The following is a 20,054-nucleotide window of genomic DNA, read 5'->3' on the forward strand; positions in this document are numbered from 1 at the left end:
CATGTCACGGGTTCAATTGGCCCTCAATGTCGACAATCTCGACGAGGCAATCACCTTCTACACCAAACTTTTCGGCGTCGAGCCGGCCAAGACCAAACCCGGCTACGCCAACTTCGTCGTTGCCGAGCCTCCGCTCAAACTGGTTTTGCTGGAGAACCCCGGCCACGGCGGCACCCTCAACCACCTCGGGGTCGAGGTCGCCTCCACCGACACCGTGAACACGGAGAGCCAACGGCTTGCCGAGGTCGGACTGCTGACCGACGAAGAGGTCGACACCACGTGTTGTTACGCCACGCAAGACAAAGTGTGGGTCAGCGGTCCCGGCGGTGAACGTTGGGAGATCTACACCGTGAAGGCGGATTCGGAGACCTTCGGACCTACCGACCAATCGGAGCCCACCTGCTGCGCCCCGCAGGCGGTTTAGGGCCAGGCGTCCCAACTGATCATGGTGCGCAGCGGTCCGGCGAACACCGGCCGCACCGCCGTTGAGCGCCAACGCTCTTCGATGATGGGTGCCAGTGCGCCGATGGTTGTCAGCGGATCGTCGTCGAGGTAGACGACCGTGACGTACTGATGATCGGTTCGCCATCCTCGGGGCAGGTGGCTCCATCCGGCGCTGGAACCGAACGTCCACGCGCCGGCCGTGCCCGGGGTGGCGAGCAGTGCCGGATAGTGCTCGGTGTGCAACCACTGCAGCCAGTCGTCCGGTCGGCCGTCGGTGGGTTCTTCGACGATCAGCACGATGCCGCGGTGCGGCCGAAACGGCACCACCTCGGGCGAAACGAGCGCGTGCGGCGAGGATTGCCACTGCAGCAGGCGCAGACCGGCTACTTGCAGCGACGGTCGCACCACCGGAAAGCGGCCGTTGTCGCGCAGGGCGCGGCCCAGGATGACAAAGTCGTCGAAGGTCTTCTCGACGGGATCGCCCACCAGGTAGTGCACCGCGTTGCCGATCTCGCCCAGCGGCCCGTCGGCCGCGAGGCGGTGGTCGGGGTACTCGCCGTCAGCGATCCAGCGCAAGCCATGCACGATGCCGGGCAGCTGGTATTGCTCGGGCATGTGGTCCAGCAGATGCCAGCGCAGATAACTGCCGTCGTCATCGGCCGGCGCCGCGGCCGTGAGGCTGAATATGCCCGCCCTGACCCGCATCACGTGAAAACCCCTGCGGGGGGATGGAGTTCGGCGAGTGCCTGCAGGTTCTCCAGGTAATGCTGCAGCGAGGTGTGCCGGAAGACGGCGCTGATTATCGTCGCGCCGTGTGCGGTGGTTTCGCCCAGCAGGTCGCGGGTGCGCTCAGGCGCCCCGATCGGGTCCAGCAGCGCGGGAGCGGGTAGGACGATGTCGAACCCGGGATGAAATTCACAGCGGCCCAGCCAATCCCGGGCCTGCTGCAGGCTCACGTTGAAGGGGGCCCAACCGTCGGCCAGCGTCGCGGCGCGGCGCAGCGATCGCAGCGTCCGCCCGCCTACCCAGATTGGCACGCGCTCCTGGACCGCGCACGGATCGACCACCAGGCCGTCGAACGAATAGAACTCACCGTGGTAGGCGGGTTCGGCGACCGACAGCGACGCGCGCAGCGCCCGTAGAGCGTCGTCGGCGCGCGGACCGCGATCGTCGAAGGGTGCGCCGATCAGATCGAATTCCTCTTTGAGGCTGCCCACGCCGACGCCCAGAATCAGCCTCCCGCCGCTGATCTGGTCCAGAGTGCCATAGCGTTTGGCGATCTCGAGCGGATGGTGATAGGCGAGCACCAGCACGTTGGTGGCCAGCCGAATGCGCCGGGTGCGTGCGGCCAGGTAGCCGAACGTGGCCAGCGGATCCCAATAGCGGGTGCCGCGGCGGGCCCGCTCGGCCGCGGGCAGCGCGATGTGCTCGCTGCAGGTCAGGTGGTGGTAGCCGAACCGGTCTGCGGCCTCGGCGATCTGAGCCACATCCTCGATGCTGGCGTGCTTCTCCCAGTCGCCGCTGCTTCCGGGAAACATCGTGACCACCGGGGTTGCCACCGACAGTTTGGCGTGTCCGCTCATCCCTGCATGTACCCCCCGGCATCGACGGGAATCGATTGGCCGGTGATGGTGCGGCTTTCGTCGCCGGCGAGGAACAACGCCAGGTTGGCGATATCCTCGGCCGAGGAGATATCTTGCAAGGCAACGCCTTTGAGTTGCTTCGCGCGAACGGTCTCGGCGTCGACGCCCTGCTCGTCCGCGGTGCGCTGCACCCATTTGCGCCACAGCTCGGTGTCGATGGCACCGGGCACGATGCAATTGCAGCGGATGCCATGCGGGCCGACCTCGAGCGCGACGGCCTTGGTGAATGCCCGCAGTGACGCCTTGGCGGTGACGTAGTGCGTTTTGCGGACCATGCCGGAGTAGCTGACGGTGGAGGAGAAGTTCAGGATGACGCCGCGGCGGCGTTGCAGCATCGAACGGTTCAAGACCTCGCGGGTGCACAGCATCGCGGCGGTGACGTCGATGGCGATGGTGGAGTTCCAGTTGTCCAGCGTCTGCTCCCAGATCCAGCGATCCTGCCCGGGCGCGGCAGCGTTGTTGCACAGGATGTCGACCTGACCGAACTCGTCGACCGCCCGTGCCACCATGGCCGCGACGTCGTCCTCGTCGGTGACGTCGGCGCGCACGGCGATGGCGCCGGGGCCCGCCGCGTGCGCAGCGGCGTGAACCAGCTCTTCGCGCCGTGCGGCCAGCAACACCCTGGCGCCTTCACGGACGAACAGCGAGCCCAGCACGGGTCCAAGGCCGGTGCTGGCGCCAGTGATGATCGCGACCTTGCCCTCGAGTCGGCCGGTCATGGCGGGTTCTTCCCAAGCGGATTCATGCGGGCAGAGTCTAACAATTCGCGAATCTTGCCCGCGGTGATGTTTGCCGGGATCGAGGCGGCTTCGCGCGGGCGGACCACCGCTCCGACCATGAGGTGTTTCGCAGAACCGCTAGCGCATGTGCTGGCGCTTTGGAAATTCACCTCATGGTCGGGAGGCGCCGGCCGGCGGGAGGCTATGCGTCGCCGCGTTCCACCGGATGGTCGGGGTCCGAGCACCATTCGGACCACGAACCCGGATACAGGGCCGCATCGCGGCCCATCGCGGCGAGCGCGGCGATGGTGACCGCGGCGGTGACGCCCGAGCCGCAGTAGGCGGCCACCGCGTCGTGACGCTCGATTGCGCGATCGGCCAACAGCTGTGCGAGCGCGTCGCCGTCGAGGAAGGTGCCATCGGAAGCCAGGACCTCGCCGCTGGGAAGGTTCTTCGCGCCGGGGATGTGGCCGGCGACGGGATCGAGGGGTTCCGCGTCGCCGCGGAAGCGCTCCGGCGCGCGCGCATCGAGCAGCATCACGGTGCCCTCGCCGACCCGCTCGGCCGTCAGCGTGCGGCGGCTTCCCGCATGCAGGTCATCGTGCGGCACAGTCACATTCCCGGGGGCAGGAACGACGGGCCCGGCCTCCAGGCTCTGTCCGGCCGCGCGCCACGCGGCCAAGCCGCCGTCCAGAATGCGCACGTTCTCCAGCCCCGCCGCGGTCAGCATCCACCACGCTCGCGCGGAACCAGCGCGATTCCAGTCGTCGTACACCACGACCGGGGCGCCCTGCCGGATTCCCCAGTCGCGCGCGGCGGCCTCCAGGCTGCGCCCCGTCGGCAGCGGGTGACGTCCTCGGCCAACAACCGAGTGGTCGCTGAGGTCATCGTCGAGCGAGACGTACACCGCACCCGGAATGTGCCCGTCCAGGTAGGCCGCGCGCCCGTCGGGATCGTCGATTCTCCACCGCACGTCCAGGATGGTCACCGGATCGCCGGCCGAGAGGGTGACCGCCAACTCGGCGGCGGTGACCAGTACCTGGTTGCGTGTGCTCAAGGATCCTCCTTATCGGCCTTCAGCGAGCCTAGCCAGCGCTGCGAGCAAACCGCTCCCTGGCCGAGCGAAGCGGCGTAGGGTCCGCGGGAACGGGGCCGCCGATGGGAGCAGATCGTGACGCAGAGGCCTGGCACACGGCACATTGTCACGACGTGGTTCGCGGTCGGTATCGCGCTGTCATGCGCGACGGCGACACCGGCGGCCGCCACCCCAAACACCCAGTGCGCCTTGAAAACACCCGTGCAGGAGGTGCAGCACATCTCCCAGGTGCCGCCGGAGCTCCTCAAGTTGCTGCCGCCGATGGCCGATGTCGGGGCCCCGTTCAACTCCACCGATTCGGTCAGCGACCCAAACGCGCCGTTCCGCCGCATGATTCGCGCGGGTCACCACGACACCGACTGGTTCCTCTGGTACGAGCACGGCGGCATCGGTTACTCGTGGCAGGCGGTGATCGCACGCGTGGTGCCGGGTGGTGCCCCGAAGGTGTTGGCAAACGCCGGAACCATCTCCGACACCCTGTGCACACTGACCGACGGCGCCTTCGCCGGACAGGTTCCGCCGTACCCGCCGGGGACCTGGGCCGCCTCCGATTTCTGAGCCTTACCGACCAACGGTCTGGTATACCGACCACCAGTCGGTTATGCTCGGTGCGCAAAGGGAGGTGGTGCAATGAGCACTTCGACACAATCGCAGATCCGGACGCGGATGTTCGCCCGCGTGATGGGTCCGTATCTCACCATCGTGCCCACCACGATCGCGATACGCGGCTCCTACGTGCAGACGCTGTTCACCGAGTTCAAGGCAAATCCGATGTGGCCGTGGCTGTATGGCGCCATCTTGTTGATGGGCGGCCTGTTCATCATCGCGTTTCACCAGTACTGGCGGGGACTCGCGGCGATCATCGTGTCGGGCGTCGGCTGGTTCTTCCTCGTTCGCGGCCTGCTGCTGTTGACCGTTCCCATGGCCTACGACGCGGCCGGCAACGCCATCTACAGCTCGGGTGCTTACGCCGCGATATGGGTGTTGTTCATCGGCCTGGCCTGCGCCGGGCTGTACCTGACATACGTGGGCTGGAAACCGGAACAACGCGCGCCGGAAACCGTGGCGGGTGCAACCCAGGATCACCCGGGTGCCGCGGGTAGTTAAGCACCCGGACATCCGCCGGGCGGAGCTGCTGGATCGAGCGACCGAATTATTTCTGCGGCGTGGCTATGAAAACGTCAGCCTGAACGATTTGATCGCCGATGCCGGTGTCTCCAAAGGCGCGTTCTACCACTGGTTTCCATCAAAAGACGCGCTGATAGCCGCGCTGGCCGAACGCAGTGCGCGCGCCGGGTTCACCCTCATCGAGGATGCCGTCGCCGCGCGCAGCGGAAATGCCCTGGCACGCCTGAATGCGTTGCTGCAAGCCGGTTTTGACGTCAAGATGGCGATGGGCGTCCCCGAGCAACTTGCCGCCATGGCGGCATTGCTGCGCCCCGACAACGCCCATCTGTACGGACGAATAGTGGCGGTGGACGAGGCGTTGTCGTTGCCTTTGTTGACGCGCCTGATCTCCGAGGGGGTCGCCGAGGGCGTGTTCGACACCTTCGACCCCGAAGGCGTCGCCGACATGATCTACGGCCTCGCCGCGCGCACGAACTCGATCGTCCTCGAGGTGCTGCGCGCGGACGACGAGGCCGCGCGCGAACGCTCGATCGACCGCCTGACAACACGATTCCGGCTGCACGGTCTGGCCATCGACCGCATCCTCGGCCTACCGGACGGAAGCGTTACCACGCTGACGCGCGCGCAGGTCGAGGCGATGGTCGCGGCGCTGCCGCGAAACTACTGACGAAGCCTGACGCTAGGCGGTCTGTTCGGAATCGCCGGGTCGTTCGTCGAGGGCCGGTGCTCCGAGCGACGCCAGCATGCCGGTCGCGGCGCGGTGCCAGGTGAAGTCCTCGGCGCGACGCCGCGCAGAAACGCGGCGTTGCCGTTCGGGCAAACTGGCGATGGCGCGGACCGCTTTTGCGATGGCGGCCGGATCGTTGTCGGCCGACGCGCCACTGTCCGGGGTGATGATCTCGGTCAGCGCCGACGTGCGCGAGACCACGGCCGGTGTCCCGCACGCCAGCGACTCCAGCGCGGCCAGCCCGAACGTCTCGTGGGGTCCCGGCGCCAGCGTCACATCGGCCGAGGCCAGCAGCTGCGCCACGGTGTTGCGATCGGAGATGAAACCGGTGAAGTCGATCGGTAGCCGCGCGGCCTGTCGCTCCAGCCTGGCCCGCAGCGGACCCTCGCCGACCACAACAAGCCGCGCATCGACACCGGCGTGGCACAGCGCGCCCAGCGCGTCGATGCTGCGGTCGACGCGCTTTTCCACCGACAACCGCCCGCAGTGGACCAGCAGCATCTGGGCCGGCGCGGCCCACCGCTCGCGCACCAGATAGGAGTGGCGGCTCGGATGGAACATCTGCAAGTCCACGCCGAGGGGGACCGTGACGGTGTTGGCCGCTCCGATCCGGTCGAATTCCTCGCGGGCGAAACCGGTGGTGCACACCACGGTGTCATAATTCGCCGCGGTGCGTGCGTTGGCCAGGTCAGCGAACTTCCGCGCCGCCCGGCCCGGAAGAACTTGGCCCACAAGGCGATCCAAGCGTTCATGGGAGATCATCACCGTCGTGGCACCGTAGTCACGGCCCCAGCGGCCCAGCGACCGCAGGGTGAGCCGGTCCGAAACTTCCAGCGCGTCGGGGCGCAACGCCTGCAGGAGCGCCTTGACCGGTCCCGGCATCACCGCGCGGTATCCGCCGGTGAAGGGAATCAGTCGGGCGGGCAGGGTAATTCGCACGACGCCGGTGTAAAGCTGGGCGCGCTCGGCGCGCTGGCCGGGAACGATCAGGAAGACCTCATGTCCGCCCGCGCAATATTCCGCGCCCAGTCGATCGATCGCGGTGCGAAGGCCGCCGGAGCGAGGGCCATAGAAATTGGCGACCTGTACAACGCGCATACCGTGAGGACACGCGGTGCGCGTGTGCAGTCACCAATGCTGGCCCAACGCGTGCCTGAACACTCCGTGAATTTCGCTTGCGGGTGCCGCTACCGGCTCGTTGGCGGCCCGAACCAGCGTTGCAGCGCCGCACGCAGGCCCGATTCTTCGGCGGAACCGAATTCGTCGGCCGCCCACGCGACGTAGCCGTCGGGCCGGATCAGCAGCGCCGCGGCGGGCGGGTCGGCGGTGCCGGCGCTGACGGTGTCGACGCGATCGGCCCAACCGCGCGCCGCGCCCGCGACGCCGCCGGCGAGGTCGAGCAGAACTGGGCGAGCGTCGTGCAGCAGCTCGGCGACGCGTCGGCCGTCATCGAGGGTCAGTTCGGGAACCGGCCACCCCGACAGCGGATGGTCATCGCCCACGTCGTACCGAACGTCGTTGCCGGCCAACAGTCTCGCCATGTGCGCGGCGACGTCGGGAATGGTGAACAACTCGCCCACGAGCGTGCGCAGCGCGGCAACTTCCGGGCCCGGCGAGACCAGCGCGGTCTGGGCCTGCGAATGCATCATGACGCGCTCGCCGACGGGGCGGCGTTCGGACTGATACGTGTCGAGCAGTCCCGGAACCGCCCAGCCGTTGACCTCGGCCGCGAGCTTCCAGCCCAGGTTCATGGTGTCCTGCATGCCCAGATTCAGCCCGGGGCCGCCCATGGCGCTGTGGACGTGGGCGGCGTCGCCGAGCAGCAGTACCCGACCGTCGCGGTAGCGTTCGGCGTGCCGCGTGTTCTGCCCGTTGACCCGGCGAAGGGCATGCGGCCCTGGGCCTTTCGGCTCCCCGAAGGGGACGTCGACGCCGAGGACGCGTCGTGCGCTCTCGAGCAGTTCGGTAACACTCATCGGCGTGTCCTCGACGGGCGGCGTGAATTCGAAGGTGCCGAACAGCGGCCGGCCGGGTTCGAACTCGGCGTAGATCAACCCGCCGCGGTCCAATCGCGTGTGGCCGAAAGCGATTGGGCCGAATCCCGGGATGTCGACGCCGCCGTCGGGGCGGCGCAGTTCGTCGGGGACATGCACATGGGCGAGCCGGCCCACGATATCCAGGGTGGTGCCGGGAAAGTCGATGCCCGCCCTCTTGCGGACCAGGCTGCGCCCGCCGTCGGCGCCGACCAGATAACCGGCGGCGATGGCGTAGTCGCGCTCTGGTGACGACACCTGCAGAGCAACGGATTCCGAGTTCTGCTGTAGGTCGGTCAGCGCATGCCCCCAGCGCAGATCCACCCCGAGATCGCGGGCCCGCTTCTCCAGCAGCCGCACCACCCGGGGCTGTTGGATGGGCAGTGCGTACATCGGGTTGTCGGGCACCGCCGCGAAATCCAGGGTCATGGCGGCGAAGATCCATCCTCGGCTGGGTTGGGGCGGTGCCTCGTCACCGGTGAAGGCCCGATACAGGCCGCGCATGTCGAGCATCCGAACGACCTGTCCGACAAGGCCGTTGGCCTTCGGCTCGGCGCTGGGACCGGGCAGGGCGTCCAGCGCGACGGGCCTGACACCGGCCAGCGCCAGCTCGCAGGCCAGCAGCAGCCCGTTGGGCCCGGCGCCGGCGATGACGATGTCGGCGTGTTCGTCAGTCATGGTGCCTCTTTCCTGGGAGGTTCGGGCAATCCGGCGCTGACGGCCGCGAAGCCCTCGCGGATCAGCTCGGTGATGGCCACCGGCGGATCGGCCCGCGCGTAGGCGTCGGCCGCGGCGTCGCCGACGGCGCGGACGACGGCCATCACCAACCGTGGATACAGGTCGCGGTCCGGGTCGGTGCCGGTACGTTCGGCGATCACCTGGAGAAACTCGTCGAATAGATTCTGCGGCACCGAGGTTCGGACCTGCGGGTGCATGAGCAGCTTTCGAACCTCGATGAGTTCCTGACGGCTGGGCAGCCGGTTCTCCTCGCCGTGAACGTCGCCGAAGTCGGCGTCCAGGGGTCCGAGCACGGCGTGGGTGAGCGCCGTCCACAGCGGTTCGTCGGCGGGGCGTTCACGTAGCAGGGCGGCGCTGCGGCGCACGCGTTCGGCCTGCCGGTAGGCCAGCGCCTCGTATTTGCCGCCGAAGTAGTTGGTGAATGTGCGCAGCGAGACGCCCGCCAGGTTCGCGACGTCTTCGCGTGTGACGTTTTCCAGGCCGCGCTCGAACGCCAGCTGCAGGGCGGCGTCGCTGAGCGCCCGGCGGGTGTCGGCCTTCTTGCGCTCACGAAGTCCGGTCATGACGCCCAACGTACGTCAAACTTGCCTAATGGGCAATATTGCTTGGCGGGCAAGTTTCGCGTTGAGTGTGCTCTGACGGCGTTGAGTGTGAATCCTGGTCGGCGACACGCCGAGCGGGGCCGCGGAGGATTCACACTCAACGCCAGCGACAAAGCGCCGCCGCCTAGCGTGTGCCCCAATCCCACCGGGGCGTCGTGATCAGGGTCTGGCCGCTGATGCGCGTTTCGCCCCAGTCCTTGAAGAGTTCGATCTCGACGGCTCCGTCGGAGCCTTCGCGGACCGGCGTGGTGTCCAGGAATTCCAGCAGCGACCGGGAATGGGTGACCACCACCACCTGGGTCTTGGACGCGGTGGTGCGGATCAGCGATGCCAGCGGGGCCACCAGGTCCGGGTGCAGCGAGGTTTCCGGTTCGTTGAGCACCATCAGCGACGGTGGCTGCGGGCTCAACAGGGCGGCGGCCCACAGCAGGAAACGCAGTGTGCCATCGGATAATTCGGCTGCGCGCAATGCGCGCAGCATGCCGCGCTGTCGCAGTTGAAGATCGAACAGCCCGTCGTGGATGGCCACTGAGACGGTGGCGCCGTCGAAGGCCTCCGCGACGGCCCGGTCCAGGTCGTCGAATCCCGACTCGAGGATCGTCTGGATCGCGGCCGCCAGATCGCTGCCGTCGTCGGAGAGCACCGGGGTGCGGGTGCCCACCTGCGGGTGCCGCGCCGGTGCCCCCGCGTCGACACGGAAGCCGTCGTAGAACCGCCAGCCGCGCAACCGTTCTCGCACGGCCGCGAGCTCGGGTAGCGCGTGCGGGTGGGCGTATTCGGCGAGCACGCTGTGGTACAACGGCAGGGCCCGGGACAGCTCGTCGAAACCGCTGCCGGAGTCCGCGCAGGCCTCGGCGAAAACGCGGGACCGGCGCACCAGCGTGGTGCTGGGCCGCAGCACGGGTCCGGCGAACAAGACTTCCCGCTTGATCTCCGGGTCGCGGGCGAACACCGACTTCCCGGCCGACTGCGGGATGCCCAGATCCACCAGGTAGCCGAAATCATCTGCGGCAAAGCCCAATTCGAGTGATACGGGCCTGGTGCGCACGGTTCCCTCGGTCTTGCCGGAGCGTCGCGCGCCGGCCGGTTGCTCGGGACCTGCCCACAGCACCGACTGCAGTCCGCCCTCGCGGGCCAGCGACCCGATCACCTCGCCGCGGCCGCAGTCGGCCAGTAGGCGCAAGGCGCGATACAGCGAGGACTTGCCGGCGCCGTTGGCGCCGGTGATCACCGACAGACGACCCAGGGGCAGGATGACCTCGCGCAGCGATCGATACCCGCGGACCGCGACGGTGTGCAGCATGGGGCCGACTGTACGGTCGGCCACCGACGGGCCCTATGCGTCCTCGTCGCCGTCGTCGACCGCGGCGGCGAGCAGTTGCACTTCCTCGAGGTCCATCTCGTTCTGCAACTCGCGCAACACGATGTCGTCGATGAGGTTCTGGTTGCGCAGCGAGGTGATTTCCCGGCGCTTGTGTTCGAGCACGCCCAGCCGAACCCGCCGGACCTTCTCGCGGCCCTTGAGGATGCGGGTGTCGGGCGAACCGTCCTCGGTGGCCAGCACCAGCGCGGCCTTTTCCTCGTATTCCTTTTGCAGCCGGCGCCTCAGCTCGTCGCTGATGCCGACCTCGTCGGCCACCGTCGGCAGCGCGGCCAGCGCGGCTTGCGAACCCCGACAGCGAGCCAATTGCAGTTCCTCTGCGTGGGTCACGTCCTCGGGCATCTTCGCCCACCGGACCACGGCGGGCAGCGTGCTGCCCTGGACCAGGACGGTCACCATGATGACAACAACCACGATGAAGATCAGCAGGCTGCGGTCCGGGAACGGCGCGCCGCTGAGCGTCGTCACGGGCACGGCGACGGCCGCGGCAAGCGATACCGCGCCACGGAATCCGGCCCAGACCGTGACGAAGCGCTGGCGCCAGTTGACCCGACGTTCGCGTTGCACCTGGCGGCGGTCGATCAGCCGGATCAGCAGCGTGGTGATCTCGCCCCAGAAGACGCGCGACACGATCACCACGCCGGTGACCACCAGCGCGACGAACAGCGCGTGGCGGATGCCGCCGTCCACACCCGCGATCCCGCGCAGCGCGCCCGGGATCTGCACACCGACGAACACCCATAGCGAGCCGTTGAGCAGGAACGTCGCGATGTCCCAGAAGGCTGTGGACTGCAGCCGGGAACGGGCCCGGATCACCACGGGGCCGGCGTAGGCGAGGACCAGGGCCGACACCATCACCGCGACCACTCCGCTGCAGTCCATCGATTGAGCCAGCAGGAACGCCGCGAACGGCGTCACCAGACTCAGGGCCCCCTCCTCCTGGGGTGCGTCGAGTCGCTTGCGCAGCAGCGTCACCGCCCCACCGACCAACAGCCCGGCTGCGATACCGCCGAGGTAGGAGCCGACGAACCGGGCGGTCACCTCGGGCGGGCTGATCGCGGCCCCACCGATCGCGACGTGGACGCTGACGGCGAACAAGACCAGGGCGGTGCCGTCGTTGATCAGACTCTCGGCCTTGAGCACGGTCAGCGATCGGCGCGGCAGCTTCTTCGCCAGACCGGCCACCGCGGCCGCGTCGGTGGGCGACAGAACCGCACCCAGCACGCCGGCCGCGTGCGGATCCATGCCCAGCGCCCGCGCCGTCCACGACACCGCCACCGCGGTGGCGATCACCAGGACGACGCTGAGGAACACGATGATGCGGGCGTTGGCGCGGATCTCGCGGAAGCTGGTGTTCAGTCCCTCCCAGTACAGGATTGCGGGGAGGAACAGCAGCAACACGACCTCGCCGTTGACGTGTATCTGACCGAAGTGAGGCACCAGGCCCAGCAGGACGCCGAGCAAGATGAGCAACACCGGGGGACCGACGCGATAGCGCCGACCGATGACCGTCCCCACGATGACGGTGGACACCAGGGCAACGATCAGTACGAGGCCAAACACCAGCCCATCCTGCCGGACGCGACGGTCGACGGCGTCGTCGCCTATCTTCGGTCTGGGTTGAGAACCTATTAGGCTCCGGAGCGGAATCGAAGGGGGATGTGGTGAAGGTCAGGCTGCTGGTGACAGTCGCCGTGCTCTTGTTGTCGACGGTGGTGGGCTGCCACTTCGCGTCCAGGAACCCGCCGTCGACCAAAACGCTCCAGGTGCCCATGACCGATGTGCTGACGCAGAGCGAGATCACGCAGAACATCACCCTCGCCGTCGGCAACACCCTGGTCGTGGAGTTGGGGTCGAACTACACCACTCCCTACCGGTGGAATCCCGACACCAAGATCGGCGATGCCTCGGTCATCAAGCAGCTCAATCACGAGTTCGTCCAGCCCACGTCCGACGCGTTGGGCGCGCCGGGCAAAGAGGAATGGACGTTCGCTGCCCTGAAGCCGGGAACAACAACGGTCAGCACGCTGTACACCAGCTTCGTGTCCAAGGATGCCAAACCGGCCTGCACCTACACGCTGACCGTCACGGTGCGATAAGGCTGCGGGCCGATCGGTCGTCGGGCTACGGTCTGGGCGTGTTCGGATTTCTTCGCAACCTGTCCGAAATCGGCCAGCTGCCCGCGGCGCTGCGCGAGGGACTCGAAGCCGAGGGGCTCATCTTCAGCGCCGGCAGAGTCGGGGTGGTCCGGCACTTCAGTGGCCATGTGCCAGGCGTGTATTCGGCCTCCGGCGTCTCCCGATACACGGGTGGGTTCGGATTCAGCGGCGCCCGGATCGTCGCCACCTTTCCCGCGCGCGGCGAGGCCAACCTGCGGTCCATCGACTGCCGCTGGGACACCGACGAAGGGCCGGGCCGGGCCACCGTCACCAACAAGGGCGTCGGCATCGACATCGACCTTCACGGAGTCGACCCCGCATTCAGCGGCTCGATGAGGCTCAACTACAAGAAGACAATTCCCGACGAGGTGCTGAAAGACCTACCCGTTACGACGCTGCGCTTTCCGGTGGACCCGCTGTTCGTCTACCGCGCCGCCGGCGTGCGTCCGAAGTCCTAGCTGTCTACGAGACCTCGGGGGTTGCGACGACGTCGGCCCGCAGGTGCGCCGCGTAGATTTCGGCGAGGAATTGCTCGACGGCCACCGCGGTATGCCCGGCTCGGGCGGAGCCGAAGATGTCGAAAGCGTGTTGGGTGAACGACAATTCGGCATACACCACCGGCTGGTTGCTTTTTTGCCGCAGTTGCTCGACGAACGCGCGCGCTTGCTCGACGTAGGCCAGCGAGTCGTTACGGCCGTGCAGGACGAAGAACGGGGGAGCGTCGGAGTGGACATGGTTGACCGGTGACGCGGCCTCGAATATCTGCCGGTGCGTCGAGGGTTTGCCCTTGATGATCGACTTGACCAGCAGCCCCGGCATCATCGGATGCAGCGTCTCGTCGAATTGGGTGAAGTCGTAGATGCCGTAGAACGGCACCGCCGCCTGCACGCGGGTGTCGGCGTCCTCGAACCCCGGCTGGAACTGCGGATCATTGGGCGTCAGCGCGGCCAGGGCCGACAGGTGACCGCCGGCCGAACCTCCGGTGATGGCGATGAACTCGGGGTCGCCGCCGTATTCGGCGATGTGCTCCTTGACCCAGGCGAGCGCGCGCTTGACGTCGACGATGTGGTCGGGCCAGGTGTTGCGCGGGCTGTGCCGGTAGTTGACCGCCACGCAGATCCAGCCCAGCTCGGCGAGGTGGCTCATCAACGGATGAGCCTGTCCGCGTTTGTTTCCCGTCGTCCAGGCGCCGCCGGGGATCTGGAAGAGGACCGGCGCCTTCCCGGCCGGGTCGAGATCGGGGCGTCGCCAGATGTCCAGGTGGTTCGCGCTGCCGAATTCGCCGTAGCTGATGTTGGAGTCATGGGCGTAGTCGCGGTAGATGCGCAGCATCCGCAGCAGTCCCGGCGTCTTGGCGCTGCCGCTGCCTGCCGGCCGGCGCCACAGGCTCGCCGAGTCCGTGAGCCGGCCGGCTCCCAGTCCGCTGTCCAACGCCTCGTTCAGCGGCACGTTGGCCCGATGTCCAGCGCGGCTGAAGTTCAGCAGGCCCGCGGCCGAGATGCCCGCGACGATCCACGCGACGATCCGCACGGGCCGGTTGAGGCGACGGGCCGTCAACGCCAACCCGCCGAGCTGGGTCACGAGCGTCTGCAACGGCAGTTCGGTGACGACGAGCCCGAACATCCAGGAGTACAGCGACGCGAATCCGCTGCGCGCCAGCGGCCGGTAGCCGTTGAGGGTGGACGCCGCGGTCACCGCGGTGACCACCAATGACCCTATTTGCCGGATGACGTGGCTGATTCGAGCTCTCCGCATTGCCTCACCTTACGAAACGGGTAAGCGACTCTGGGATCCGATAGCGCATGCGCTAGCTGATCTGGGATTGGTGATATTGGTCCGGAGAGGTGGGGGTGCGGCTGTCGCCCCTCTCCTCTGGGGATAAGTGACTCGCGAAACCGCTAGCGCCCGTGCTACCAACCCGGCGTGAATCACTACACCTACCGCGTCGCGTGGTCGCCGTACCACGGCCAATACGTCGGCTCCTGCCTCGAATTGCGGTTCATGCGGCGAGAAGCGCCGACCGCACAAGAGGCCGTCGAGGCGGTCGAGACGGCCGTCGACCGGCACGTCGAAATCATGCTGAACACCGGCGAAACGCCCCCAACCCCGATGGCCGAGCGCAACTACAGCGGCACGATCGTCGTCAGGACATCCCCGGAGCTGCACAGCCGCCTCTCCATAGAGGCGACCGAGCAAGGGGTTTCGATGAACCAGTGGGTGGTGCAGAAGCTGTCGGGTCGACGGCCGAGCGATACGTTCGGGCTCTCCGGATTCGACTAGCGACCCGGGAGGCTAGGACGCCTCAGCTCTGCTCTCCAGCTCCTTCACCGGGGCGGGGTCGTTCTCGGTCAGCCCGACCTTCGACGCGCCACCGGGTGACCCGAGTTCGGTGAAGAAATCGGCGTTGATCTGCAGGTATTGGCTGTGCTCGTCGGGCAGATCGTCTTCGTAGTAGATGGACTCGACCGGGCACACCGGCTCGCAGGCGCCGCAGTCGACGCACTCGTCGGGGTGGATGTAGAGCATCCGGGCGCCCTCGTAGATGCAGTCGACGGGGCATTCTTCGATGCACGCCTTGTCTTTGATGTCGACACAGGGCTCGGCGATCACGTAGGCCACGAGTGTTGTCCTTCCTTCTGGCTAGCGGGGTCAGCCGGGGCGAGCCGTCAAAACACGGTCTGGCTGGCTAATTTAGCGCGACGGCGTCCGCGCGGGCTACCGGCCTCTTGGTTGAAGCGTTGGGCGGCCCGCAAAAGCGCGAGACCCAGGCTGCGGGGTCTGAACCTGGTCGGCTGCGCGGTCCATGTGTCCCATCGTTCCGGCCGGGGCGAGGCGTGAGTAGAGGTTTGGCGTTGTGGTGTCACAAGCTATAGTTGTGTCACACGATTTGATTGTGAGCTGCCGCCCATGCCACTCAGCCCTCGGCTGCCCGAACTCGCCTCGTTCGAGGCGTTTTTGGCGATCGCCGAGACCGGCAGCCTCGGCCGGGCCGCGCGCGAACTCGGGCTGACCCAGCAGGCGATATCCCGCCGGCTCGCCACGATGGAGGCCCAGATCGGCGTCACCCTGGCGGTCCGCACCACGCGCGGCTCCCAACTCACGCCCGCGGGCCTGATCGTCGCGGATTGGGCGACCCGACTGCTCGAGGTCGCCGGCGAGATCGATGCGGGCCTGGGTTCGCTGCGCAAGGAAGGCCGCGAACGCATCAGGGTGGCGGCCAGCCAGACGATCTCCGAACAACTCATGCCGCACTGGCTGCTGTCCCTGCAGAACGAGGCGACGCGGCGCGGCGACAACGCGCCCCAGGTGATTCTGACCGCCACCAACAGCGAACACGCCATCGCCTCGGTCCGTGACGGCAGCGCCGATCTTGGGTTCGTCGAAAACCCGGGTACACCAAAGGGTTTGGGCACCTGTGTGGTGGGGGGAGACGAGCTGGTGATCGTGGTCCCGCCCAATCACAAGTGGGCACGACGGTCGCGCGTGGTGACCGCGCGCGAACTCGCGCAGACACCGCTGGTGGCCCGCGAACCACATTCGGGCATCCGCGATTCGCTGACGGTGGCGTTGCGCAAGGTGCTCGGCGAGGACATGCAACAGGCCGCGCCCGTGCTGGAATTGACCTCCGCCGCGGCGATGCGCGCTGCCGTGCTCGCCGGTGCGGGCCCGGCGACGATGAGCCGGCTGGCGGTGGCCGACGACCTGGCGGTCGGCCGCCTGCACGCGGTGCACATCCCGAAGCTGGACCTACACCGCAAGTTTCGGGCCATCTGGATCGGCGGGCGCACCCCACCGGCCGGAGCGATCCGCGACCTGCTCAGCCACATCATCAGCCGCACGGCGGCGTCGAAAAGCTAGGCCGCGGCGTCGTCGGCGATCGCCTCGTCGTAGCGGTCGAGCACGGTCTCGGCCACCAGCCGGTGTGCCCCCAACGGTGCCGCCATCGGAATGTCGTTGTCGCGGGCAAAGTTTGACACGCCATCGGTGATCAGCCCCGGCGCCAAGAACCACGGCGCGATCACGAGCCGGCGCGCGCCGCGGCGGCGCAGCAGCTCGGCGCCGCGGGCCACCGATGCCTCGGGCCGGGTGGCGAATGCCATTGTGGCGCCGGCCCACTGGGTGCCGGCGGCCAGCCGGGCCGCCACCTTTGCGGTGCGCGCATTGGCGGCGAGGTTCGACGAACCGATCGCCACCACCATCACCCCGAGGCCGTCGTCGAGCGGGGAAACCCCAACCTCGACGAGCCGTTCGCGCAGCACCGACACCAGCCGCTCGTCTTCGCCGAGCACGTCGGCCTGCCGGATGCCGTGGACGCGGGCCTCGGCGATCTGCTTAGGGATGTCCAGGCGCGCGTGGTAGGCGCTGGCCAGCAACAGCGGGGCGACCACCGCGCGGCGGCTGTCCGGCAACCCGGCCAGCACGTCGCCGAAGTTTGGGGTGTTGAGCTCGAGGAACGCCAGCCGCACGTCGAGGCCGGGCCGCATCATCGCCAGCCGGTCGGCAACGGCGTGGGCGTTGGCGCCGGACCGGGGGTCGCGGCTGCCGTGCGCGGTGAGGACGAGGGTGCTCATGAGGCGTGCAACCCGCATTCGACCTTGTTTCGTCCCCGCCAACGCCCGCTGCGCGGGTCTTCGCCCTCGGCCGGCTTGACGGTGCACGGGGCGCAGCCGATCGACGGGTAGCCCTCCTCGACCAGCGGGTTGACCAGCACGTGGTGCTGCTCGATGTACGCGTCCACCTCTTCGTCGGTCCAGGCGGCGATCGGGTTGACCTTCACCACCTTGAACGAGTCGTCGAAGCTGATCAGCGGGGCGTTGGCGCGGGTGGGCGCCTCGACGCGGCGCAGCCCGCTGACCCAGGCCGCGTATCCGCGCAGCGCCCGGCGCAGGGGCACAACTTTGCGCAGCCGGCAGCATTCGTTGGGGTCGCGGGCGAACAGGTCCTTGCCCAGCAGCTCGTCCTGCTCGGCCACGGTGTGCTCGGGCTCGACGTTGAGCAGGTGGATGTCGTAGACCGACTCGACCGCGTCGCGGGTGCCGATGGTTTCGGCGAAGTGATAACCGGTGTCCAGGAACAGCACCGGCACTCCCGGGTGCACATCGGCCGCCAACGAAACCATCACCGCATCCTGCATGTTGCAGGCCACCACGAACTTGCAGTTGGCTCCGTCGCGGGGGCCGTCGGTGCCGCCGAAATGTTCATCAGTCCACCGCAATACGTCGACAGCGCTGGCGCCTTCCATCTCCGAGGCGCCGCGCGCGGCCAGCTCGCGCAGCTGTTCTTCGGTGAAGTTCATTGCCACCATGTCGGCCTCAGCGCAATTCGTCTTCGCCGGCGCGCAGTGCCCAGGAAGCGAAAGTCTCACCGTCCTGGCGTCCGTCGAGGTATTTGCGGGTCACCCGGTCGATGTAGTCGCCCAGTTCGGCGCTGGTGACCTTGTGCTGGCGCAGCTTTCGTCCGAAGCCGCTCTGCTCGCCCAGGCCGCCACCGAGGTGAACCTGGAAGCCCTCGACCGAATTGCCGTCGCCGTCGTCAATCCACTGGCCCTTGAATCCGATGTCGGCCACCTGAATTCGGGCGCACGAGTTCGGGCATCCGTTGAGGTGCACGCTGATCGGCAGGTTGAGCCTAGAATCCACGTCGGCCAGACGCTGTTCCAGCTCGGGCACCAAAGTCTGTGCCCGCACCCGGGTTTCGGCGAACGACAGCTTGCAGTACTCGATTCCGGTGCACGCCATGGTGTTCTTGCGCCATGACGAGGGCCGCGACGGCAGGCCCAGCGCCTCCAGCCCCGCGACCAGTTCGTCGACCTTGTCGTCGGGAACGTCGAGAATGACCAGCTTCTGGAACGGGGTCCACCGCGCCCGGTCGGAGCCGGCCTTCTCCATCAGATCGGCCACCGCCGACAGGGTGCTGCCCGACACGCGCCCGACGATCGGCGCGACGCCGACCGCGTTGAGGCCGTTCTTGATCCGCTGCACCCCGACGTGGTCGATGGTGTGCTTGACCGGCGCGGGCGCCGGTCCATCGATCAACGGGCGGTTGAGGTATTCGTTCTCGAGAACCTCGCGGAATTTCTCCACGCCCCAGTCCTTGACCAGGAATTTCAGCCGGGCCTTGGCGCGCAGTCGCCGGTAGCCGTAGTCGCGGAACAGCTGGGTGACGCCCTCCCAGACGTCGGCGACCTCGTCGAGCGGCACCCACACGCCGAGCCGCTGGGCCAGCATCGGGTTGGTCGACAGGCCGCCGCCCACCCACAGGTCCAGGCCGGGGCCGTGTTCGGGGTGGTTGACGCCGACGAACGCGACGTCGTGCGTCTCGTGCGAGACGTCCTGCAAACCGGAGACCGCGGTCTTGTACTTGCGCGGCAGGTTGGCGTACTCGGGGTTGTTCAGTGAGCGCCGGACGATCTCGTCGATCGCTGGCGACGGGTCGAGAATTTCGTCGAGCGAATCACCGGCCAGCGGCGAACCGTGGATGCCGCGCGGGCAGTCCCCGCAGGCCTCGGTGGTCTGCAGTCCCACCGAATCGAGCCGCCGCCAGATCTCGGGGACGTCCTCGATGCGAATCCAGTGCAGCTGCAGGTTTTCCCGGTCGCTGATGTCGGCGGTGTCGCGGGCGAATTCGGTGGAAATCTGGCCCAGGGTGCGCATCGTGTGCGCGGTCATGGCCTTGCCGTCGGAGCGGACCCGCATCATGAAGTACTTGGCTTCGATCTTGTCGGTGTTCTCGTCGCCGGTCCAGCTGCCGTCGTAACCCTGCTCGCGCTGCGTGTAGAGGCCCATCCAGCGGAACCGCCCGCGCAGATCGTCTTTGGCGATGCTGTCGAAGCCCTCTTTGGCGTAGACGTTGATGATGCGGTCGCGCACGTTCAGCGGCGCGTCGTCGGTCTTGAACTGCTCGGCGTGGTTGAGCGGTTCGCGATCGCCCAGTGCCCACTGACCGTCGTTGCGGGTCTTGGCGGGACGTGCGGTGGTCATGTGGTTTCTCATTCCTCGCGGCGGCGCAGAGCGGGCTTGGAGCGGGCCGTCATGCGGCCTCAGGGGGCTGGCGGGCCGCGGCATCGCGATGATGTTGGGTCTGTAGGCACCCGCAAGTTCGTCGTTGGACCCACGGGTCGCGATTTCCATAGTGCCCTTCTGACGGGGGCGTCAGTAGAGGTCAGGATGTTGTGAGGGCACAACCCGCTGTTGTGTGCGCGGGTTCACGTTTTGGTCTTGCCGGCCAGAAGGATTGGCGCGCCACTTCGCGGATTCGCAGTAGTGTGGCCGGTTATGAGTTCCACCGACATCCACGACGTGATCGTTATTGGTTCGGGTCCTGCTGGGTATACCGCGGCGTTGTATGCGGCGCGGGCGCAGTTGGCGCCGGTGGTGTTTGAGGG

The 20,054-nt window shown here is 67.6% G+C and carries 23 protein-coding genes; 9 read left to right on the plus strand and 14 right to left on the minus strand.

What is annotated here, in order from left to right; all coding sequences use genetic code 11:
• The first annotated feature begins 1 nt into the window (after nt 1).
• A complete protein-coding gene (locus A5688_RS07610) occupies nt 2–424 on the plus strand; it encodes an ArsI/CadI family heavy metal resistance metalloenzyme (protein ID WP_067835567.1) in 423 nt (140 codons plus the stop codon).
• On the opposite strand, the gene A5688_RS07615 is transcribed toward A5688_RS07610, so the two are convergent.
• From A5688_RS07615 to A5688_RS07630, 4 genes are all read right to left on the minus strand, one after another.
• Nucleotides 421–1,149 (minus strand): hypothetical protein, encoded by a 729-nt coding sequence (locus A5688_RS07615; protein ID WP_067912612.1) that lies wholly within the window; start codon nt 1,147–1,149, stop codon nt 421–423. The two genes, A5688_RS07610 and A5688_RS07615, sit on opposite strands and share 4 nt — an antisense overlap.
• On the minus strand, nt 1,149–2,027 hold the full coding sequence (locus A5688_RS07620; RefSeq protein WP_067912609.1) for a TIGR03619 family F420-dependent LLM class oxidoreductase: 879 nt from the start codon (nt 2,025–2,027) through the stop codon (nt 1,149–1,151). The genes A5688_RS07615 and A5688_RS07620 overlap by 1 nt, the downstream gene beginning before the upstream one ends.
• The gene (locus A5688_RS07625; protein ID WP_067912605.1) at nt 2,024–2,806 is read right to left on the minus strand and encodes an SDR family NAD(P)-dependent oxidoreductase; all 783 of its coding nucleotides are present in this window, start codon (nt 2,804–2,806) and stop codon (nt 2,024–2,026) included. The genes A5688_RS07620 and A5688_RS07625 overlap by 4 nt, the downstream gene beginning before the upstream one ends.
• Before the next feature lie 202 nt (nt 2,807–3,008).
• Nucleotides 3,009–3,863 carry a sulfurtransferase gene (locus A5688_RS07630; protein WP_067912603.1) on the minus strand — a complete coding sequence of 285 codons (855 nt, stop codon included), beginning with the start codon at nt 3,861–3,863 and terminating at the stop codon, nt 3,009–3,011.
• A gap of 114 nt (nt 3,864–3,977) precedes the next feature.
• Between A5688_RS07630 and A5688_RS07635 the strand changes: the two genes are divergently transcribed.
• From A5688_RS07635 to A5688_RS07645, 3 genes are all read left to right on the plus strand, one after another.
• Nucleotides 3,978–4,460: a hypothetical protein gene (locus A5688_RS07635; RefSeq protein WP_242660337.1), complete on the plus strand. Its 483-nt coding sequence runs from the start codon at nt 3,978–3,980 to the stop codon at nt 4,458–4,460.
• 72 nt (nt 4,461–4,532) lie between these two features.
• Nucleotides 4,533–5,009 carry a hypothetical protein gene (locus A5688_RS07640; protein ID WP_067835557.1) on the plus strand — a complete coding sequence of 159 codons (477 nt, stop codon included), beginning with the start codon at nt 4,533–4,535 and terminating at the stop codon, nt 5,007–5,009.
• Nucleotides 4,993–5,697 (plus strand): TetR/AcrR family transcriptional regulator, encoded by a 705-nt coding sequence (locus A5688_RS07645; RefSeq protein ID WP_067912599.1) that lies wholly within the window; start codon nt 4,993–4,995, stop codon nt 5,695–5,697. The genes A5688_RS07640 and A5688_RS07645 overlap by 17 nt, the downstream gene beginning before the upstream one ends.
• Nucleotides 5,698–5,709: 12 nt before the next feature.
• On the opposite strand, the gene A5688_RS07650 is transcribed toward A5688_RS07645, so the two are convergent.
• From A5688_RS07650 to A5688_RS07670, 5 genes are all read right to left on the minus strand, one after another.
• Nucleotides 5,710–6,855, minus strand: coding sequence for a glycosyltransferase (locus A5688_RS07650; RefSeq protein WP_067835554.1), 1,146 nt, complete (start codon nt 6,853–6,855; stop codon nt 5,710–5,712).
• Between the two features lie 89 nt (nt 6,856–6,944).
• Entirely contained in the window at nt 6,945–8,468 is a 1,524-nt protein-coding gene (locus A5688_RS07655; protein WP_067912596.1) for an FAD-dependent monooxygenase, read from the minus strand.
• Complete coding sequence (locus A5688_RS07660) at nt 8,465–9,091, minus strand: TetR/AcrR family transcriptional regulator (RefSeq protein ID WP_067912594.1); 627 nt, start codon at nt 9,089–9,091, stop codon at nt 8,465–8,467. Before A5688_RS07660 ends, A5688_RS07655 begins: the two co-directional genes overlap by 4 nt.
• Nucleotides 9,092–9,254: 163 nt before the next feature.
• The gene (locus tag A5688_RS07665; RefSeq protein ID WP_067912591.1) at nt 9,255–10,433 is read right to left on the minus strand and encodes an AAA family ATPase; all 1,179 of its coding nucleotides are present in this window, start codon (nt 10,431–10,433) and stop codon (nt 9,255–9,257) included.
• 33 nt (nt 10,434–10,466) lie between these two features.
• Nucleotides 10,467–12,074 (minus strand): Na+/H+ antiporter, encoded by a 1,608-nt coding sequence (locus A5688_RS07670; RefSeq protein ID WP_067835546.1) that lies wholly within the window; start codon nt 12,072–12,074, stop codon nt 10,467–10,469.
• A gap of 101 nt (nt 12,075–12,175) precedes the next feature.
• Here A5688_RS07670 and A5688_RS07675 point away from each other — a divergent pair, with 101 nt between their 5' ends.
• Both A5688_RS07675 and A5688_RS07680 read left to right on the plus strand, forming a co-directional pair.
• Entirely contained in the window at nt 12,176–12,610 is a 435-nt protein-coding gene (locus A5688_RS07675) for a protease inhibitor I42 family protein (protein ID WP_067835586.1), read from the plus strand.
• A gap of 38 nt (nt 12,611–12,648) precedes the next feature.
• Nucleotides 12,649–13,128 (plus strand): hypothetical protein, encoded by a 480-nt coding sequence (locus A5688_RS07680; RefSeq protein WP_067912588.1) that lies wholly within the window; start codon nt 12,649–12,651, stop codon nt 13,126–13,128.
• 4 nt (nt 13,129–13,132) lie between these two features.
• Here A5688_RS07680 and A5688_RS07685 read toward each other — a convergent pair whose 3' ends face one another.
• Entirely contained in the window at nt 13,133–14,425 is a 1,293-nt protein-coding gene (locus A5688_RS07685; RefSeq protein WP_067912585.1) for an alpha/beta hydrolase, read from the minus strand.
• 168 nt (nt 14,426–14,593) lie between these two features.
• Here A5688_RS07685 and A5688_RS07690 point away from each other — a divergent pair, with 168 nt between their 5' ends.
• Nucleotides 14,594–14,950 carry a type II toxin-antitoxin system HicB family antitoxin gene (locus A5688_RS07690; RefSeq protein WP_067912582.1) on the plus strand — a complete coding sequence of 119 codons (357 nt, stop codon included), beginning with the start codon at nt 14,594–14,596 and terminating at the stop codon, nt 14,948–14,950.
• A gap of 12 nt (nt 14,951–14,962) precedes the next feature.
• On the opposite strand, the gene fdxA is transcribed toward A5688_RS07690, so the two are convergent.
• Nucleotides 14,963–15,289, minus strand: coding sequence for a ferredoxin (gene fdxA / locus A5688_RS07695; RefSeq protein WP_067835535.1), 327 nt, complete (start codon nt 15,287–15,289; stop codon nt 14,963–14,965).
• A 288-nt stretch (nt 15,290–15,577) separates the two neighbouring features.
• Here fdxA and A5688_RS07700 point away from each other — a divergent pair, with 288 nt between their 5' ends.
• Nucleotides 15,578–16,528: a LysR family transcriptional regulator gene (locus tag A5688_RS07700; protein WP_067835532.1), complete on the plus strand. Its 951-nt coding sequence runs from the start codon at nt 15,578–15,580 to the stop codon at nt 16,526–16,528.
• On the opposite strand, the gene A5688_RS07705 is transcribed toward A5688_RS07700, so the two are convergent.
• From A5688_RS07705 to A5688_RS07715, 3 genes are read right to left on the minus strand one after another with little or no spacing between them, the layout of a single operon-like run.
• A complete protein-coding gene (locus A5688_RS07705; protein WP_067912579.1) occupies nt 16,525–17,241 on the minus strand; it encodes a sirohydrochlorin chelatase in 717 nt (238 codons plus the stop codon). The genes A5688_RS07700 and A5688_RS07705 overlap by 4 nt on opposite strands.
• Complete coding sequence (locus A5688_RS07710) at nt 17,238–17,975, minus strand: phosphoadenylyl-sulfate reductase (protein WP_067912576.1); 738 nt, start codon at nt 17,973–17,975, stop codon at nt 17,238–17,240. The genes A5688_RS07705 and A5688_RS07710 overlap by 4 nt, the downstream gene beginning before the upstream one ends.
• A 7-nt stretch (nt 17,976–17,982) precedes the next feature.
• A complete protein-coding gene (locus tag A5688_RS07715; protein ID WP_067912573.1) occupies nt 17,983–19,650 on the minus strand; it encodes a nitrite/sulfite reductase in 1,668 nt (555 codons plus the stop codon).
• Between the two features lie 294 nt (nt 19,651–19,944).
• Here A5688_RS07715 and A5688_RS27280 point away from each other — a divergent pair.
• Nucleotides 19,945–20,054: FAD-dependent oxidoreductase (locus tag A5688_RS27280; RefSeq protein WP_120312498.1), on the plus strand; the 110-nt coding region annotated here is incomplete at its 3' end.

Origin of the sequence: Mycobacterium mantenii, assembly GCF_001667865.1 — a bacterium.
GTDB lineage: Bacteria > Actinomycetota > Actinomycetes > Mycobacteriales > Mycobacteriaceae > Mycobacterium > Mycobacterium mantenii_A.

What these genes read in the sequence shown, in the direction of transcription:
- A5688_RS07610 (WP_067835567.1), top strand. Translation starts at nt 2, where the DNA reads ATGTCACGGGTTCAATTGGCCCTCAATGTCGACAATCTCGACGAGGCA.
- A5688_RS07615 (WP_067912612.1), bottom strand. Translation starts at nt 1,149, where the DNA reads ATGCGGGTCAGGGCGGGCATATTCAGCCTCACGGCCGCGGCGCCGGCC.
- A5688_RS07620 (WP_067912609.1), bottom strand. Translation starts at nt 2,027, where the DNA reads ATGAGCGGACACGCCAAACTGTCGGTGGCAACCCCGGTGGTCACGATG.
- A5688_RS07625 (WP_067912605.1), bottom strand. Translation starts at nt 2,806, where the DNA reads ATGACCGGCCGACTCGAGGGCAAGGTCGCGATCATCACTGGCGCCAGC.
- A5688_RS07640 (WP_067835557.1), top strand. Translation starts at nt 4,533, where the DNA reads ATGAGCACTTCGACACAATCGCAGATCCGGACGCGGATGTTCGCCCGC.
- A5688_RS07650 (WP_067835554.1), bottom strand. Translation starts at nt 6,855, where the DNA reads ATGCGCGTTGTACAGGTCGCCAATTTCTATGGCCCTCGCTCCGGCGGC.
- A5688_RS07655 (WP_067912596.1), bottom strand. Translation starts at nt 8,468, where the DNA reads ATGACTGACGAACACGCCGACATCGTCATCGCCGGCGCCGGGCCCAAC.
- A5688_RS07660 (WP_067912594.1), bottom strand. Translation starts at nt 9,091, where the DNA reads ATGACCGGACTTCGTGAGCGCAAGAAGGCCGACACCCGCCGGGCGCTC.
- A5688_RS07665 (WP_067912591.1), bottom strand. Translation starts at nt 10,433, where the DNA reads ATGCTGCACACCGTCGCGGTCCGCGGGTATCGATCGCTGCGCGAGGTC.
- A5688_RS07685 (WP_067912585.1), bottom strand. Translation starts at nt 14,425, where the DNA reads ATGCGGAGAGCTCGAATCAGCCACGTCATCCGGCAAATAGGGTCATTG.
- A5688_RS07700 (WP_067835532.1), top strand. Translation starts at nt 15,578, where the DNA reads ATGCCACTCAGCCCTCGGCTGCCCGAACTCGCCTCGTTCGAGGCGTTT.
- A5688_RS07705 (WP_067912579.1), bottom strand. Translation starts at nt 17,241, where the DNA reads ATGAGCACCCTCGTCCTCACCGCGCACGGCAGCCGCGACCCCCGGTCC.
- A5688_RS07710 (WP_067912576.1), bottom strand. Translation starts at nt 17,975, where the DNA reads ATGGTGGCAATGAACTTCACCGAAGAACAGCTGCGCGAGCTGGCCGCG.
- A5688_RS07715 (WP_067912573.1), bottom strand. Translation starts at nt 19,650, where the DNA reads ATGACCACCGCACGTCCCGCCAAGACCCGCAACGACGGTCAGTGGGCA.